14 protein-coding genes are annotated in these 14,907 nt (G+C 62.1%); 10 read left to right on the top strand and 4 right to left on the bottom strand.

Annotation, left to right across the window (positions count from 1 at the left end; translation table 11 throughout):
* Positions 1-330 precede the first annotated feature (330 nt).
* The 4 genes from AC4LE2_RS09845 (at position 331) to AC4LE2_RS09830 (ending at position 4,184) form a co-directional block, all read left to right on the top strand.
* Positions 331-981, top strand: coding sequence for a hypothetical protein (locus tag AC4LE2_RS09845; RefSeq protein ID WP_491825578.1), 651 nt, complete (start codon positions 331-333; stop codon positions 979-981).
* Positions 982-1,084: 103 nt separating this feature from the next.
* A complete protein-coding gene (locus AC4LE2_RS09840; RefSeq protein WP_491825577.1) occupies positions 1,085-2,710 on the top strand; it encodes a methyl-accepting chemotaxis protein in 1,626 nt (541 codons plus the stop codon).
* A gap of 136 nt (positions 2,711-2,846) precedes the next feature.
* Positions 2,847-3,692, top strand: coding sequence for a CopD family protein (locus tag AC4LE2_RS09835; RefSeq protein ID WP_491825576.1), 846 nt, complete (start codon positions 2,847-2,849; stop codon positions 3,690-3,692).
* Positions 3,693-3,728: 36 nt separating this feature from the next.
* Positions 3,729-4,184: a metallophosphoesterase family protein gene (locus tag AC4LE2_RS09830; protein WP_491825575.1), complete on the top strand. Its 456-nt coding sequence runs from the start codon at positions 3,729-3,731 to the stop codon at positions 4,182-4,184.
* Here the strand turns inward: AC4LE2_RS09830 and AC4LE2_RS09825 are convergent.
* Both AC4LE2_RS09825 and AC4LE2_RS09820 read right to left on the bottom strand, forming a co-directional pair.
* Positions 4,108-7,818 carry an ATP-binding protein gene (locus tag AC4LE2_RS09825; RefSeq protein WP_491825574.1) on the bottom strand — a complete coding sequence of 1,237 codons (3,711 nt, stop codon included), beginning with the start codon at positions 7,816-7,818 and terminating at the stop codon, positions 4,108-4,110. The two genes, AC4LE2_RS09830 and AC4LE2_RS09825, sit on opposite strands and share 77 nt — an antisense overlap.
* Complete coding sequence (locus AC4LE2_RS09820; RefSeq protein WP_491825573.1) at positions 7,812-8,438, bottom strand: response regulator; 627 nt, start codon at positions 8,436-8,438, stop codon at positions 7,812-7,814. Before AC4LE2_RS09820 ends, AC4LE2_RS09825 begins: the two co-directional genes overlap by 7 nt.
* A 179-nt stretch (positions 8,439-8,617) precedes the next feature.
* Here AC4LE2_RS09820 and AC4LE2_RS09815 point away from each other — a divergent pair, with 179 nt between their 5' ends.
* Positions 8,618-9,685 (top strand): DNA topoisomerase IB, encoded by a 1,068-nt coding sequence (locus AC4LE2_RS09815; RefSeq protein ID WP_491825572.1) that lies wholly within the window; start codon positions 8,618-8,620, stop codon positions 9,683-9,685.
* A gap of 61 nt (positions 9,686-9,746) precedes the next feature.
* On the opposite strand, the gene AC4LE2_RS09810 is transcribed toward AC4LE2_RS09815, so the two are convergent.
* A complete protein-coding gene (locus AC4LE2_RS09810) occupies positions 9,747-9,899 on the bottom strand; it encodes a hypothetical protein (protein ID WP_491825571.1) in 153 nt (50 codons plus the stop codon).
* Positions 9,900-10,017: 118 nt separating this feature from the next.
* Between AC4LE2_RS09810 and AC4LE2_RS09805 the strand changes: the two genes are divergently transcribed.
* The 5 genes from AC4LE2_RS09805 to AC4LE2_RS09785 all read left to right on the top strand — a co-directional run bounded on the left by AC4LE2_RS09805 (position 10,018) and on the right by AC4LE2_RS09785 (position 13,909).
* A complete protein-coding gene (locus AC4LE2_RS09805) occupies positions 10,018-10,818 on the top strand; it encodes an SDR family oxidoreductase (protein ID WP_491825570.1) in 801 nt (266 codons plus the stop codon).
* Positions 10,811-12,634 (top strand): glycoside hydrolase family 15 protein, encoded by a 1,824-nt coding sequence (locus tag AC4LE2_RS09800; RefSeq protein ID WP_491825569.1) that lies wholly within the window; start codon positions 10,811-10,813, stop codon positions 12,632-12,634. The genes AC4LE2_RS09805 and AC4LE2_RS09800 overlap by 8 nt, the downstream gene beginning before the upstream one ends.
* 12 nt (positions 12,635-12,646) lie before the next feature.
* Positions 12,647-12,874, top strand: a complete 228-nt coding sequence (locus AC4LE2_RS09795) for a hypothetical protein (protein ID WP_491825568.1) — start codon at positions 12,647-12,649, stop codon at positions 12,872-12,874.
* Positions 12,875-13,123: 249 nt separating this feature from the next.
* Positions 13,124-13,315: a carbon storage regulator CsrA gene (gene csrA / locus AC4LE2_RS09790; protein ID WP_491825567.1), complete on the top strand. Its 192-nt coding sequence runs from the start codon at positions 13,124-13,126 to the stop codon at positions 13,313-13,315.
* An 87-nt stretch (positions 13,316-13,402) separates the two neighbouring features.
* Entirely contained in the window at positions 13,403-13,909 is a 507-nt protein-coding gene (locus AC4LE2_RS09785; protein WP_491825566.1) for a hypothetical protein, read from the top strand.
* A gap of 17 nt (positions 13,910-13,926) precedes the next feature.
* Here AC4LE2_RS09785 and AC4LE2_RS09780 read toward each other — a convergent pair whose 3' ends face one another.
* Positions 13,927-14,826, bottom strand: a complete 900-nt coding sequence (locus AC4LE2_RS09780) for a polyprenyl synthetase family protein (RefSeq protein WP_491825565.1) — start codon at positions 14,824-14,826, stop codon at positions 13,927-13,929.
* Between the last annotated feature and the right edge of the window lie 81 nt (positions 14,827-14,907).

Genomic DNA, 14,907 nt, shown 5'->3' with positions numbered 1-14,907 from the left:
ACTCAGCGAGTCTATTCACTCGCCAGGTGCGTTTTAATGACCTCTGTCAATCGATCCAACAGCATTCCCAGCATGCCCTTGTCAACGGCCGAAGAGCCTACTACCGCCCCCCTTCAGGCTCCGCGCGCACGTTCGCAGTCAGCGCCTCCCCCAACTACACGGCCAGATGCGCCTCCCGCCAGGCCTAGGGCTAATTCGTTCCAGGGGCTCACAGCCGCCCGCCTAACAAACGGCTCGGCCCAGCAGGCTACCCCAGGCAGCGCTCCCCGATTGTTGACAGGCGCGTGGAAAGATGCCAACGCCGATGTCCTAAACGTTGTAAGCAGCCACTTGGCAACGCAGGATAAACTGGCACTTTCCCGCACTGGCGCTCAGATAAATAACATGCTGCATAGGGATCTGAACAAGGTTCCTGAAGATATACGCAAGGCATGGACGGCCTTTAGCAAAGGTACAAACAACACCCAAGACCTTGAGATATTGCTTGACCACTTGTTCGGACCGAGTGCTAGCGGACCCAATAAGCAGACGACTACCGCCCTGGATAAACAGGCTGTTCTCGCTCAATTCAACACGCATATGGACGTACTAAAAACGCCTGGCGCGCCAAATATAAAACCTCTCCAAAAACTATACGACTCGCTCGAAAATCCGAGCACGCACGATGCTCAGACCACCTTGGATTTAATCGACTGCCTATTCAAATATGGCTTTGGCAAGCTACCAAAAACGGACCACTTACCCGAAATTTCAAACATAATTAACGCGCTCTTGAAAGTTGCTGAGGAGAACTCTACCCCACAGGCTTTAAAGCATCCGGATCAACAACAGGCCAGGCAGGCTACCATTGATAAGCTTCGGGCTAAAGCCGCGGAATCACTCGAACAAGTTAAGCACCTGAGCGAGTTAACGGTCCGTGACGTTTTGCCTCTACTCCTGGCGTTGAAAAAAATTGAAAAAATCAGCGCTTCGGCCGTTTAGTAGTCACAGCGTGGGCAAGGCTGATTAAACATTAACCCGCCGGGCCTACAGCTCGGCGCAATGCTGCCGATAGCGCGACATACCCTCTCATGAGTATCCGCGCATGTTGCTACGTCAACTGGGCATTGCCCCTCGATCCGCCTTAGGCTTCGCCAGCATTGCCCTGTTGATGGCGATAGTAGGCGTGTTCTGCCTGCGGCAAATGGCCCAGCTCAGCGACAACACACAGGAACTGAGTGAAAACTACCTTGCCTCCACGCGCACCCTTGGCCAGATGACCGACATCATTGGCCGCTACCGCACCATGTCCTACTTTGTGCTGGTTAACCGGGCCAAGGAGGACGTGGCAAAGTCCGACACGCGGTTGGGCGAGCTCACGACCCAGGGCCAGCAGTTGGTCGATCAGTATGCGAACTTGGTAAACCCCGGTGAGGAAACCCAGGCCTATAGCGAACTCAAGCAACTGCACAGCGGGTATGTCGAGGCGCTGGCTCGGCTGCGCCAAGCCTCGGTGGCCGGTCGCGAGGATGCACTGGCACCGTTGATCGCGGCGGACCTGAAGGGTTTCTCCGATAAAATCACCCCCGTTTTAGCCCGTATGACCGAGCTCAACGGGCGTGGCGGTGATGAGGCGGTGAAGCTGGCTCACGCCAAATACGAAAATGCTCGGATGTGGGTGTGGTTGCTATTGGCCGCAGCCTTCGTGCTCACCGTGATATTGGCCATGGTGCTTACCCGTAGCATCGTTCGACCACTCCAGGTCGCGGTGGGCCTGGCGGAAAAAGTAGCGGCAGGCGACCTCACTCAGCGCATCGAGCCTCAAGGGCGTGATGAAGTCACCCGCCTGCAAACGGCCCTGGCGCTGATGCAAGACAACCTGCGCAGCACCTTGTCGCGTATCAGTGGTTCGGCGACTCAGCTGGCGTCTGCCGCTGAAGAGCTCAATGCGGTGACCGAGGAAGGCTCACGAGGCCTGCAGCGGCAGAACGACGAGATCGAGCAGGCCGCCACCGCCGTCAATGAAATGACCGCAGCCGTGGAAGAGGTGGCAAGCAACGCGGTGTCCACCTCCAACGCCTCGCAGCAGTCCACCAGCGCGGCAGCCGAAGGGCAGCAGCGTGTTAGCCAGACCGTGCTCGCCATTGAGCAAATGAATACCGACGTGAGTGCCACCTCCACGCAATTGCGCGAGTTGGCTACGCGTACCCAGGAGATTGGCAAGGTGCTGGACGTGATCCGGGCCATCGCCGAACAGACCAACCTGCTGGCCCTTAACGCCGCTATCGAGGCAGCGCGTGCGGGTGAAGCAGGCCGTGGTTTTGCCGTGGTGGCCGATGAGGTGCGCGCCCTCGCCCACCGCACACAAGCTTCCACTCAAGAAATCGAAGTCATGGTCAGCGGCATTCAGCACGGCAGTGGCCAGGCCGTGGCGTCTATGCAAACCAGCAGCGAACGCGCCCAGCACACCCTGGAAGCGGCTCGCAGTGCGGGTAGCGCCCTGGAAGAAATCAGCCGGGGCATTGGGGAAATTTCCGAGCGCAACCTGGTGATCGCCAGCGCTGCTGAAGAGCAAGCGCAAGTGGCCCGAGAGGTGGACCGTAACCTCATCAACATCCGTGACCTGTCCTTGCAGTCGGCGGCGGGTGCCAACCAAACCTCCGCGGCCAGCCATGAGCTGTCCAGGCTGGCGGTGGAGCTGAACGAGATGGTTGGGCACTTCAAGGTGTAAGCCAGCGTGGCCCGGCCTGCGTGGCCCGGCCTGCGTTACGCGGGGGTGCGTTGGCCGTGGCGGCCGGGGCTGGTAGAGTAGCGCCCCCCTGTCGGCCTCGCCGACGGCCCTTTTACCCTCGGAACACCCCGCTGCCATGACTGCCCTGGTCGTATTTCGCTTTCTGCACTATTTCGCCGTGCTGAGCCTGTTCGGTGTCAGCTTCTTTCGACCCTTGCTGCTCAAAGACGCCCCGCAATTACCGGCGCTGCGCCGGCGCATGGACCCGGTACTCTGCCTGGTGGCGCTGCTGGCGTTTCTGTCGGCCGTGGGCTGGCTGGTGGCCGTAAGCGGCAACATGGCTGGGGATTGGCGTACCGGCGTTCAACCCGACACCCTGCGCACGGTGTTATTCGACACCGCCTTCGGCCGGGTATGGGGGGCCCATGTGGTGATTTGCCTGGTGCAGTTGGTGTGGTGGCGGCTGCCAGGGCAGCGGTCGCCGTTGCCTGCCTTAGCGTTGGCCACCCTGGCCCTCGCAACGCTCGCCCCCGTTGGCCATACCGCCATGCTCAGCGGCGACGCTGGCGTGCTCCTGGCGCTGAACCAACTGGCTCACTTGGCGGCAGTCGGTGGCTGGGTGGGGGCGTTGGCACTGCTCGCCTGGGTAGCGGTGCAGCCCCTGGGCTTGCACCCAGGGCGCCTGGCTTTGGCGTTCGGCCGCTATGGGCTTCCCCTGGTAGGCGTGATTGGCGTTACCGGGCTGGTTAATCTGTGGGCTATCACCGGCACGCTGTTGCCGGGTTCGGGCCCTTACACCTGGGCACTGTGCGCCAAGCTGATAGCGGTGGCGGGCATGTTGGGCCTGGCCGCCTGGCACAGGGCCAAGGCACGGGCCGCGACCGAGCAGAACCTTCGCGCCACCCTGACGCTCGAATGGCTGTTCGGCCTAGGGGCCTTGGCTGCGGTGGCCCTGCTAGGCACCCTGCCGCCCACGGCCTAAGACGCTTGCACCCGGTAGCTGCACAGGACCTGACTGATGACCATTGGGCTCATAGCCGACACCCACGGGCTGCTTCGCCCAGAAGCGCTGCACGCCCTTGCGGGGTGTGACCACTTGATCCACGCCGGGGACATCGGCAAGCCCGCGATTCTTGACACGCTCCGAGGCGTCGCCCCCTTGAGCGTGGTGCGAGGCAATAACGACCGCGGCCTGGCATGGGCAGATGACCTGCCCGACCACCTGGTGGTACGCCACGCAGGGCTGGTGATTTACCTCACCCATGAGCGCCCTGATGTGCCTGCCGAGTTACCTGCAGGCACCCAGGTCGTGGTCACCGGGCACTCCCACAAGCCGTTGATCGAGACCCGCAATGGCGTGCTGTTCGTTAACCCGGGCAGCGCGGGCCCGCGTCGCTTCACGCTGCCGGTTTCGGTTGCGTTGCTGACGCTAACCCCCCAGGGGCCTGAGGCTCGACTGGTGCCGTTGAGCTGAACCGCATTGAACGCAACTGCCGCTGCAAGGTCTCGATTTCCACCAGCAGGGCCTCCACCGGCGTCGTGCCGCTTTCCACTGCTTCACAAGCCTGCACCAGCCCCAAAGCGCCCACGATGCGTGCGCCCCCTTTGATCCGGTGGACCACGGCGTCCAGCTCCGGAGATCCCGGCGCCAGTGCGTGCAGGCGTGTGTAGTCAACGCTCAACGCTTGCTGCAGGCTATCGCGCAATCGGCGGGCAGAAACAGGGCTGCCCCCAGCCAGGCCCAATAATGCCGCGGCGCCTTGAGGTGCCAAGCCCTCCTCGTTCGAGCTGGAGTCGCCGTGCGCGCAGGCGGCGTTTGCTGCCGGTGCGAGTGCTGCGGCGAGCGCCTCAAGGCCCAGCGGCTTGACCAGGCAGTCGTCCATCCCGGCCTCGCGTGAGCGTTCGCGTTGGCCGCACCCGGCATCGGCCGTGCAGGCAAGCAACCGGCAGGGCAAGAGCCCTTTGCGCTGCTCCTCCAGACGGATGGCCCTGGCCAGGTCGTAGCCATCCAGGCCTGGCATTTCACAGTCGCAGATCACCGCGTCAAAGCCGCCCCGGCCGCACCACTCTCGCAAACCATGGGCACCGTCCACGGCAACCGTGACCCGGTGGCCGAGGTAGCTCAGCTGTTGCGCCAGAAGCACCCGGTTAGGCTCATGGTCATCCACCACCAGAACATCCATCGCCACTTGGTGGGCAGCAGCCGGCACCTCCTCCTGTACCAGGCCCGGCGGTTCGCACATCGGCAAGCGCAGGCAGGCTTGCACCCGGCTACCTTCGCCTTCGCGGCTTTCCAGCGTAAGGCCGCCACCCATGATGCGGCACAGGTGCTGGCTGATGGACAACCCCAACCCTGCCCCCACCCGCCCGGACAAGCCGTGGTTATCCGCCTGCTGGTAAGGCTGGCAAAGCCGGCGAAGGTCTGCCTGGGGAATGCCAATACCGGTGTCCTCTACCACCAACCGCAGGGCCACCTCGTGGCCTTCGCGGGTAGCGTGGAGGCTCACCGTCACGCTGCCGGCACGGGTGAACTTGATGGCATTGCTGAGCAGGTTACCCAACACCTGTTGAAAGCGCAGCGGGTCCAGTAAGACGCCCGTTCCTACACCGGCACAGGCGTTTAGCTTTAGGTGTAACCCTTTTTCTCGGGCCTTGACCTCGTATAGCCTCACCACTTGCGCGGCCTGAACATCGATGTCTACAGGCCGGGGGTTGAGTGTGAGGTGGCCAGACTCGATTCGACTGATGTCGAGAATATCGTTGAGCAGCTCCAATAGGCCGCTGGCGGATTCCGAGGCTACTTTGAGCGCCAGCCGGTCCAGCTCCCCCTTCTCAGCCTTGCGCAGGGCCAGCTCAAGCATCCCCAGCACCGCGTTCATAGGCGTTCGGATTTCATGGCTGGCTGTGGCCAGGAAGCGGGTTTTTGCGCGGTTCGCCGAATCCGCAGCCTCCTTCGCGGTTTGTAACGCATCATAAAGCCGTTGGCGTTCCGTGATGTCGATCCAGCCGCCGATCACGCCGCCAATGCTGCCATTACTGGCCTGGTAGGGCAGCATCCAGTGGAACACCGTTAGTTGCTGGCCGTTACGCAGCCGCAACTGACGGTCCTCGACGATCGCCTGGCCTTCTGCAACCACCGCCAGGTACAGCGCTTCATACTCCTTGGCCTGCTCGCTGACCAACGGGATGCGCGTTACTGCCTGGCCGATCACCTGGGTGCGGTCGACCCCAAGGGCGGCCAGGTAGCTGGCATTGCAATTGAGGAGGCGGCCGCCGCGGTCCCGGACGTAGACGGGGTGCGGGGTGCCATCGATCATCACCCGCATGAATTCCAGCTGGTCCGTCAGCGCCTGCTCGGCGGTGCGGCGCCTGCGTACCTGCCTGCGAAGGGCCCGTATCCATGCCACGGCCAGCAGCAGCATCACCCCTGCCAGTGCAAATGCAGGCAGCAGCCAGCGGGCCTGACTCGGCCAGCGGGGCTCTACGTGAATTTCACTACGCCAGCGATGAGCCATTGCATCGAGGCCTGCGGGCTCAAAGCTGAGCAGGCCCTGGTCGAGGATAGTCAACAACGCCGCCTGCTCTGGACGCGCCGCGAACCCATAGCGCGGCGGAGCGACCGGTAGCGCGCCGCTGATGTGCAGGCCGCTGGCGGCTTCCCCTGCCAACAGTGCACGCGCCTGGATGTAAGGCAACACGGCACCTGCCGCCTGGCCGCTGCTCACGGCCTGTAAGGCCAGGCGTGCGCTGGCTTGCTCGTGCCAACGCACGCCTGGCCACTGATGGGCCAGTGCAGCCGTAAGGCCCAGAGTAGCCGGTACGCCTACGGCCTGACCCTCTACGGTGCTCAGCGGTGTACGCAGGCCTGGGCTGGCCGACGTAATTAGCACGGGCACGGCGCTTAGCCAGGCGCGACTGAGCTGCAGGTTCGCGCCGCTGGCAGTATCACTGGCCATAGCCGCCCCCAACTCGACCGTGCCAGCCTGCAGGGCTGCCACCAGCGCAGCCTGCGACTCGAACACAACAGGCTCGAACCCAACGCCGGTACGCTGGGTAATCCGTGCCAGAAGGTCGGCAGCCAGCCCGCGAAACTCGCCCCGCTCACCCTGAAAACTGAAGGGTACGAACTCCCTCAGATAGCCCACGCGAATGCGGGGGTGGGTTTCCAGCCAGCGATGTTCGACAGGCCCTAACGGCACCAGGGGTGTTTCGCTCAGCCGGGTGGCGCCGCGACTCCACGCCTGAGCCACCTCGTCACGCCAACGCAGGGGCACCTGCCCAAGGCGTGCGTTCAGTGTGTTCAGCAAGCGATCGTCGGTGGCGCGAAGCAGGAACGCGAAGCCTTCAGGGCGTGGCGGCAGGAACTGCACGTGCTCGCGGCCATAAAGTGGACTGTGAGCAAGTTGCGCGGCCACCGAGGCTGCATCGGCCAACAACGCATCCGCCTGGCCCAGCGCTACTGTTGCGAGCCCGGTTAGCAGGGAGGGTACGAGTATGGCCTGGTGAGGCGGCACCAGCCCGGCCACCGTACTGGCGCTGGCGTAAGTGGCCTGTACGGCCACCGTACTGGCGCTGGCGTAAGTGGCCTGTACGGCCACGCGTGGCCCTGCGCCGTTACGGTAGGTGGTTTGAGGCGAGAGGCGGCGTACCAGCACGGGCTGGTCTACGGCATAGGGTAAGGTTCGGGCCACACCCTGCGCGGTGGTTTCGTCACCACTGGAGCCGGTGAGCAGGTCTACGGCGCCCTCTCTCAGCGCCAGCAGAGCGGCCTCACGCGCATCGAACGGCACGAGTTGCACCTCGACCTGCAACGCATCGGTCAGTAGCCGCAGGTACTCCGCACTGATGCCTTCGTAGTGTTGGCCATTGCCAAGGATGTCCAGAGGCGGCGCATCGGGCCGGGTGACGCCTACGCGCAAGGGGCCGCGACGGCGTAGCCACAGACGGTCGGCATCGCTCAAGGGCGGTAGTGCCCACTCCGAAGGCAAGCTGACCCGGGGCCGCAACTGCGGACCTTCGGCGGCTGCGCAGGGTGTGGTTAGCGTGATGGCCAAGGCCACAATGAGCAGCACCAGGTAACGGCCCTGTAGGCCTGCCCGCCTTAGCACAGCTGGTGCCTCTTGGCGATTTCGGCCAAGGCAATGACAGACGGCACGCCGAGTTTTTCCATCAATCGAAACTTGTAGCTACTGATAGTCTTGGCGCTGAGCGCCAGGTGCTCGCCGATCAGGCGGTTGGTATACCCCCGGGCGAGGTGGTGAAGGACCAGGATTTCTCGGTCGCTGAGGGTGGCCAGGCATTCGCGTTCGGTGCGCAGTGCATCCTTGCGCCAGACGCTGCTGTAGGTGACGTCGGGAAAGTAACTGTACCCCGCCCTCACCGCCCTCACCGCCTTGCGCAGCTCAGCCAGCTCGTTGTTCTTGGCCACGAACCCGCACGCACCGGCCTTCATGCAGCGCAGCGAGTAGAACTCGGCGGGCAGTGAACTGAGGACCAGCACTTTGGTAGGTAACTGCAGGCTGCGAAACCGCTGCATTACGGTGAGCCCATCGAGTAGCGGCATGGAGATATCCACGATGGCAAGGTCGGGCAACAGGTCACGCGCGACCTGCAGGCCGAGGCGACCGTTATCAGCCTCGGCCACCAGCGCGACACCATCCTGTGCCAGCAGCAGCCCTACGCTTGCGCGGATAAATGGATGATCATCGACGATCATTGCCCGGTACATTCACACCTCCTTGGCGCTGGCCGTCTAATGCCTGACGGGGGGAGGATTATTCGATCTTCCCAAGAAAGTGTCTGTAGGACCGGTCCGAGCTATTTGTAGGAAAGGGGGAAGATTTCTGTCAGGGAGCAATCCATCGCACGGTGCGGTCAATGCTGTAGGCCCCGAAGGACGCTTTAACCATGTCGGACATCGCCCTACCCGCCCTGCCCCCTGACCTTCATTACGTCGATGACAGCCAGCCTGGCATCCGGCGGCGCACGCTCAGAGGCAAGTTTGCTTACTTCACCCCGGACGGTGAGCGCATCAAAGCCCAGGAAGAGATCGACCGCATTAACGCGCTGGTCATCCCCCCGGCCTACAAAGATGTCTGGATCTGCCCTGACCCGCGTGGTCACCTGCAAGCCACGGGCCGAGACGCACGTGGGCGCAAGCAGTACCGCTACCATCCACGGTGGCGTGAGCTGCGTGACGAAAACAAATATGCGCGCATGCTGGCGTTCGGCAAAAGCCTGCCTCAGGTGCGCCGCCAGCTTGAAGAGCACCTGGCCGCGCCAGGGCTCTCCCGTAACAAAGTCATGGCAGCGGTGATTTCACTGCTGGACGCTACGTTGATCCGTGTGGGCAACACTCAGTACGCCCGCGACAATCAGTCGTATGGCCTGACCACCCTGCTTAACGAGCACGTGGACGTCAAAGGCAGTGCGATTGCCTTTCAATTTCGCGGCAAAAGCGGGGTTGAGCATCAGATAAGCCTGAAAGACAAGCGCCTGGCGCGCATCATCAAACGCTGCATGGACCTGCCCGGCCAGCACCTGTTTCAGTTTCTGGATGAAAACGGAGAGCGCCACGTGGTCAGCTCTCACGATGTGAACGATTACCTGCGCGAACTGCACGGCAGCGACTTTACCGCCAAGGATTACCGAACCTGGGCAGGCAGTGCCTTGGCACTGGCCATGTTGCGCGAGCTGCATTGGCAACCTGAGCCCGATGCCAAGCGGCACATTGTAGACATGGTCAAACAAGTGGCCCGTCAGTTGGGCAATACGCCTGCGGTGTGTCGGCGCTGCTATATCCACCCTGCGGTACTCGAGCGCTTTGTGATGGGTGAGCTAGCAGCCTTGCCCAAGCCCCGCGAACGCAAAGGCCTGAAGCTTGAGGAGGTCGCGCTGGCCACCTTCCTGGAAAACCTGGCGCAGGTCACTGACGATGCGCAGCCCGCGCTATCCCGTACACGCAAGGCAGGGTAGCACCGGCGCCAACGCCGTGGGCGCTGCCACGGCGCTGGTTAGCGCAGTGCGGCGTGTAGGCCTAGCGGGTGGGCAGCGGGTCGTTGCCAGGGTCTTTCTCATCGATAGGCCGCGACACTTCCCCCTTTTCGTTGAGGTCCTTATGGGTTTCGCCCACCTTGCCGGCGTTATCGGGGTTATGGTTCAGGTCTTCGCGTTCAGATTGCTGAGGCATGAGTATCACTCCTACGGGTTCATGCATTAGGCAACAGAACGCCTGTAAAAGTTTGCGCTGAACTCACGGCCTCGCCGGCCAGTCATCATAAAACCTGGCTCACTGGAGGCACCCTGCAATGCACATCTCGCTGGACAAGCAAATCGCCCTCGTTACCGGCGCCAGTTCGGGCCTTGGCATGGCTGCCGCCAAGGCACTGGCCGCTGCGGGCGCTTCGGTGGTGGTGAACTACAACAGCCACCCGGAGCCTGCCCAAGCGCTGGTTGAGCAGATTCGCCAAGAGGGCGGCCAAGCCATTGCCCTTGGCGGCGACGTCAGCCAGGAAGAGGCCGTGGAGGCACTCTTCGCTAAAACCGTCGAGGCCTTTGGGGCCCTGGATATTCTGGTGGCCAATTCGGGCTTGCAACGGGACGCGGCCATCGCCGACATGACCCTTGAGGACTGGCGCAAGGTCATCGACGTGAACCTTACCGGGCAGTTCCTGTGTGCCCGTGCCGCCCTTCGCCAGTTCGCCAAGCAAGGCCCAAGGCCCTGGGTGTCCAAGGCCAACGGCAAGATCATTCACATGAGTTCGGTGCACCAGTTGATCCCGTGGGCCGGGCACGTGAACTACGCGGCGTCAAAAGGCGGCGTGGACTTGCTGATGCGTTCCATTGCCCAGGAAGTGGGCGAACAGCACATACGCGTCAATAGCATCGCACCTGGCGCGATCCGCACCCCGATCAATGAGCAAGCCACCCACGGCGACAACCTCGAAAAATTGCTCAAGCTCATTCCTTATAGCCGTGTCGGCGATCCGGAAGACGTCGCTAATGCCGTCGTCTGGCTCGCGTCTGACCTGTCGGACTACGTGCACGGCACCACGTTGTTCATCGATGGTGGCATGAGCCTTTACCCGGAGTTTCGTGGCAATGGATGAACGACGCAGGCCTGCTCAGGTGCCCATTCAGCGGCACGGCGTGATCGGTAACATGCGAGGCCTGGCGTTGGTCGCCGACACCGGTAGCATCGACTACCTGTGCTGGCCGGACTTCGACAGCCCCTCGGTGTTTACCTCACTGCTCGATACGCCCGAGGCCGGCGTATTCGACTTGGCGCCACGGCTGCCAGATGCTCGCAGGCTGCAAATCTACCTGCCAGGCAGCAACATTCTTCAAACCCGCTGGCTAAGCGGAGATGCCGTTGTTGAAGTGACGGATTTCATGCCAGTGGTGGCCGACCCCGATTTGCCACCGCTGCTGGTGCGTCGGGTCACGACAAGGTCCGGCAAGGCTACGGTGCGGATGCGCTGCCGGGTGCGCCACGACTACAACCGTGCGCAGACTCAGGCGCACAGCGACGCTGCCAGCGTGGTCTTCACAGCCGACGGCCAGCCGCCTATACGGCTAGGCGCCTCAATGCCCATGCATCTTGAGGACAATACCGCCTATGCAGAATTCGAACTGGTCGCCGGCGAGATCGCAGAGTTTGTGTTTGGCAATGCCGACGACTCCAGGGTTGTCCCAGGGCGGGCCTCAGAGCTTGAAGCCGAAACCCTCGCCTATTGGCGCCATTGGTTGGGTAAAAGCAACTACCGCGGCCGCTGGCGTGAGTGCGTCGAGCGCTCCGCCCTCGTGCTGAAACTGCTCACATCCCGTACCCATGGCGGCATTCTGGCGGCTGGCACCTTCGGTTTGCCCGAACAACCGGGGGGCGAGCGCAACTGGGATTACCGTTATTGCTGGATACGTGACGCGTCCTTTACCGTGTATGCCTTCATGCGCCTGGGCTTCAATGATGAGGCCAACGCGTTCATGCGCTGGGTACGCAGCCGCGTCAGTTCCTGCAATAAAGACCCCTCCCCGCTGCGCATCGTCTATGGCATCAAAGGTGAGAAGTCGTTTCCAGAAGAAGAACTCAGCCACTTGGCAGGCCACATGGGCTCGCGCCCGGTGCGCATTGGCAACCAGGCGTATGAACAGAAGCAACTGGACATCTATGGCGAACTGATGGATGCGGTGTATTTGGCCAACAAGTACGGCGAGGCGATTTCCCACGAGGGCTGGGTTAACTGCCAGACCTTGGTTGACCGCTTGTGCGAAGAGTGGAACACCACCGATGTGGGCATTTGGGAAATGCGTGGTGAACCCCAGCACTTCCTCCATTCCCGGCTGATGTGCTGGGTCGCTCTGGATCGGGCGATTCGTCTGGCGTACAAGCGGTCACTGCCCGGCCCCCTGGCGCGCTGGGATCACACCCGGCAGGCCATCCACAAAGACATCTGGGACAACTTCTGGGACGCCGACGCGGGGCACTTTGTGCAGCGCCTGGGCACCACCGAAGTGGACGCCTCTATGCTGTTAATGCCGTTGTTCCGCTTTGTGGGCGCAACAGACCCCGCCTGGCTGGCAACTCTGGCCGCGATCGAGCGCGACCTGGTACGCGACGGCATGGTGTACCGCTACCGTAATCACGACAGTGCCGATGGGCTGAAAGGCGACGAGGGTGCCTTTACCGCCTGTTCCTTTTGGTACGTCGAGTGCCTGGCGCGCGCAGGTCAACTGGATAAAGCGCACCTGGAGTTTGAACAACTGCTGCGCTACGCCAACCCGCTGGGGTTGTATGCCGAGGAGTTCGACCCTAACGGTCGCCACCTGGGCAATACCCCTCAAGCGCTTAGCCATTTGGCCTTGGTAAGCGCTGCCACCTTCCTTGACCGCAAACTCAGCGGCGACAACAGCTCCTGGCAACCCTAAAGAGGATCAACGATGACCAGCGAATTAGAAAAAGCCGTACTTAACCGCCTGCTCAACGCCCACCCCCGTGGCCTGGGCGCGGAAATACTGGACGACCTTCACGGCCCCGAACAGGTGGCGCTATGTGTACAGGACCTGCGTCAACGCGGCCTTATTCATAGCCCGGAAGAGGAGAAAATGGTGTACCCCGTGAAGCTCAGTGCTGCCGGTGTCGAGGCTGCAAAAGCGATAAAGGCCTGACCCCTCGCCCTGGGCCGCCCTGGCCCAGGGCACTCATAAACGACTTTTCACGCATTCCGCGTGCTAGGCGCTAGGCGCAAAAGCCATTACAGGCGATACTCCCCGGGCGTTAATGCCTCAATCCTTGTAGTATTTTTCTTATAGCGATGGGGGATAGTACGGAATTAAAAAGATTAACTCGCGTCTTTAACCTAGGACGCGTTCTGGACATCACCAGACCGGATTTTGAGCAAGGAAAAGGAACATTACATGCTGATTCTCACCCGCAAGAACAACGAGAGCATCGTTATCAACGACGACATCAAGATCACCATCCTGGGCGTGAAAGGCATGCAGGTCCGGATCGGTATCGACGCTCCCAAGAACGTACAAGTACACCGTGAAGAGATTTACCAGCGCATTCAGTCAGGCACCCCGGCACCCGCAAAAAACGAACAGTAAACGCGCAGCGCGTCTGGCCAGCAGGCTTTCCGCGCTTCGTTACCTGCCTGGCATCGCTCGGCCGCACCGTTTCTATTCGGATTGTTCATGTTCAAGCGTGGCGCTCTGTTCAGCCTCCTCCTGTTAGCCAGCCTTCCCCTGCACGCCCTTGAGCGTGGAGAGGCCGTCGCGCCCTGGACACTGCTGGACCAGTTCGATCAGCCCTACACGCTCAGTGGCGATACCCGCGTAATTCTTGTGGCACGCAGCATGAGCGCTGCCAAGCTGCTCAATGCCGCGATGGATAACGCGCCCAAGGGCTACCTTGACTCACGCCAGGTGGCCTATATCGCCGATGTTGAACGCATGCCTGCCATCGCCCGTGCGATCGCCATACCGGCCATGCGCTCAGCGCCCTACCGCATACTGCTCGATATCCAGGGCCGCGTGGCGCCTCGCTATGACGGCGCCCGCGAAGGCGTACAGTGGTTGGAGGTGGAAGGCGGCACGTTGAAAGCAGAACGACGCTTCGACGACCCGGCTGCGTTACGGCAGGCACTGGAGGCATTGCCCATCACTACCGCCCGCAAGGCCGGCCCTTCGAACGCAGCGTAACCTGCGGTTGCACTGAGTCAATCAAAGCGTGCGAACAGCTCGCTTACAAACGCACGTATTGGCTGATCGGGGCCGTACACGTCGCCCAAATGGCGCTCGGCGCTACGCACGTGCTGACGCAGGCGGTGCTTGACGCCGCTGCTGCCCAACACCGCGACCAGGGTAGATTTGCCGGCATCCTTGCCCACGTCTTTGTCAGCAGCGGTGCCAGGGGTGGCGAGGTCCTGCAGGTCATCCACCAACTGAAACGCCTGGCCCAAGTCCAGGGCAAACGCCGCCAACGAGCGCCGAACCTCCATGCCTGCTCCGGCGGCAATGGCCGCCATTTGCAAGGTGGCATCGAACAGCACGGCGGTTTTCAGTTCGTTTGTTCGGGCAATGGCGTCTTCGTTGCGCGCCTCACTGCCCTCTCGCAAGTCTTCATATTGGCCCTTTACCAGGCCCTGGCTGCCTACCGCCCTGGACAGCTCTGCCACCAGTTGGGCGCTTCGGCCAGGCTCTATACCGGCGGTGGCCAACAGGCCGAACGCACGGCTGAGCAGCGCCACCGCAGCCAGGATCGCCACGTCTTCGCCAAAACTCAGGTGAAGGGTTGGGCGGCCTCGGCGTAACGTTGCATCGTCCATGCAGGGAAGGTCATCTAATACCAATGAGGCGGCATGCACCATCTCTACCGCGCAGGCGAGGTCAAGCATTGCCGGGCGCGACTCCCCCAGCCCCTCGGCCGCTAACAGCAACAACAGGGGGCGCACCCGCTTGCCAGGTGCCAACGTACCCTCGCGCATGGCCAACGCGAGTAACTGATGAGGTTCACCGGGCTCAGGCAGCAGGGCCTGCAACCGCGCTTCAATGCGCTGGCGCAATGGCGCCCAAGTGCACTGGGTGCTGTCGTGCAGGGCGATGGGCGTGGCAGTCATGCGGTGCGGTCCTTCTGGCTATGAACGGCGGTCATCAAAACAGGCTCATGAGGGGTTTTAGTGCGGTACGACAGCCACTGA

The organism is Pseudomonas sp. 9.3L, assembly GCF_058536285.1.
This window is presented reverse-complemented; position numbering and strand designations above follow the sequence as displayed.

Excerpts from the sequence above, each read along its gene's own strand:
- AC4LE2_RS09820 (WP_491825573.1), bottom strand. The coding sequence starts at position 8,438 with ATGTACCGGGCAATGATCGTCGATGATCATCCATTTATCCGCGCAAGC.
- csrA (WP_491825567.1), top strand. The coding sequence starts at position 13,124 with ATGCTGATTCTCACCCGCAAGAACAACGAGAGCATCGTTATCAACGAC.
- AC4LE2_RS09840 (WP_491825577.1), top strand. The coding sequence starts at position 1,085 with ATGTTGCTACGTCAACTGGGCATTGCCCCTCGATCCGCCTTAGGCTTC.
- AC4LE2_RS09800 (WP_491825569.1), top strand. The coding sequence starts at position 10,811 with ATGGATGAACGACGCAGGCCTGCTCAGGTGCCCATTCAGCGGCACGGC.
- AC4LE2_RS09810 (WP_491825571.1), bottom strand. The coding sequence starts at position 9,899 with ATGCCTCAGCAATCTGAACGCGAAGACCTGAACCATAACCCCGATAAC.
- AC4LE2_RS09795 (WP_491825568.1), top strand. The coding sequence starts at position 12,647 with ATGACCAGCGAATTAGAAAAAGCCGTACTTAACCGCCTGCTCAACGCC.
- AC4LE2_RS09830 (WP_491825575.1), top strand. The coding sequence starts at position 3,729 with ATGACCATTGGGCTCATAGCCGACACCCACGGGCTGCTTCGCCCAGAA.
- AC4LE2_RS09835 (WP_491825576.1), top strand. The coding sequence starts at position 2,847 with ATGACTGCCCTGGTCGTATTTCGCTTTCTGCACTATTTCGCCGTGCTG.
- AC4LE2_RS09805 (WP_491825570.1), top strand. The coding sequence starts at position 10,018 with ATGCACATCTCGCTGGACAAGCAAATCGCCCTCGTTACCGGCGCCAGT.
- AC4LE2_RS09780 (WP_491825565.1), bottom strand. The coding sequence starts at position 14,826 with ATGACTGCCACGCCCATCGCCCTGCACGACAGCACCCAGTGCACTTGG.
- AC4LE2_RS09815 (WP_491825572.1), top strand. The coding sequence starts at position 8,618 with ATGTCGGACATCGCCCTACCCGCCCTGCCCCCTGACCTTCATTACGTC.
- AC4LE2_RS09785 (WP_491825566.1), top strand. The coding sequence starts at position 13,403 with ATGTTCAAGCGTGGCGCTCTGTTCAGCCTCCTCCTGTTAGCCAGCCTT.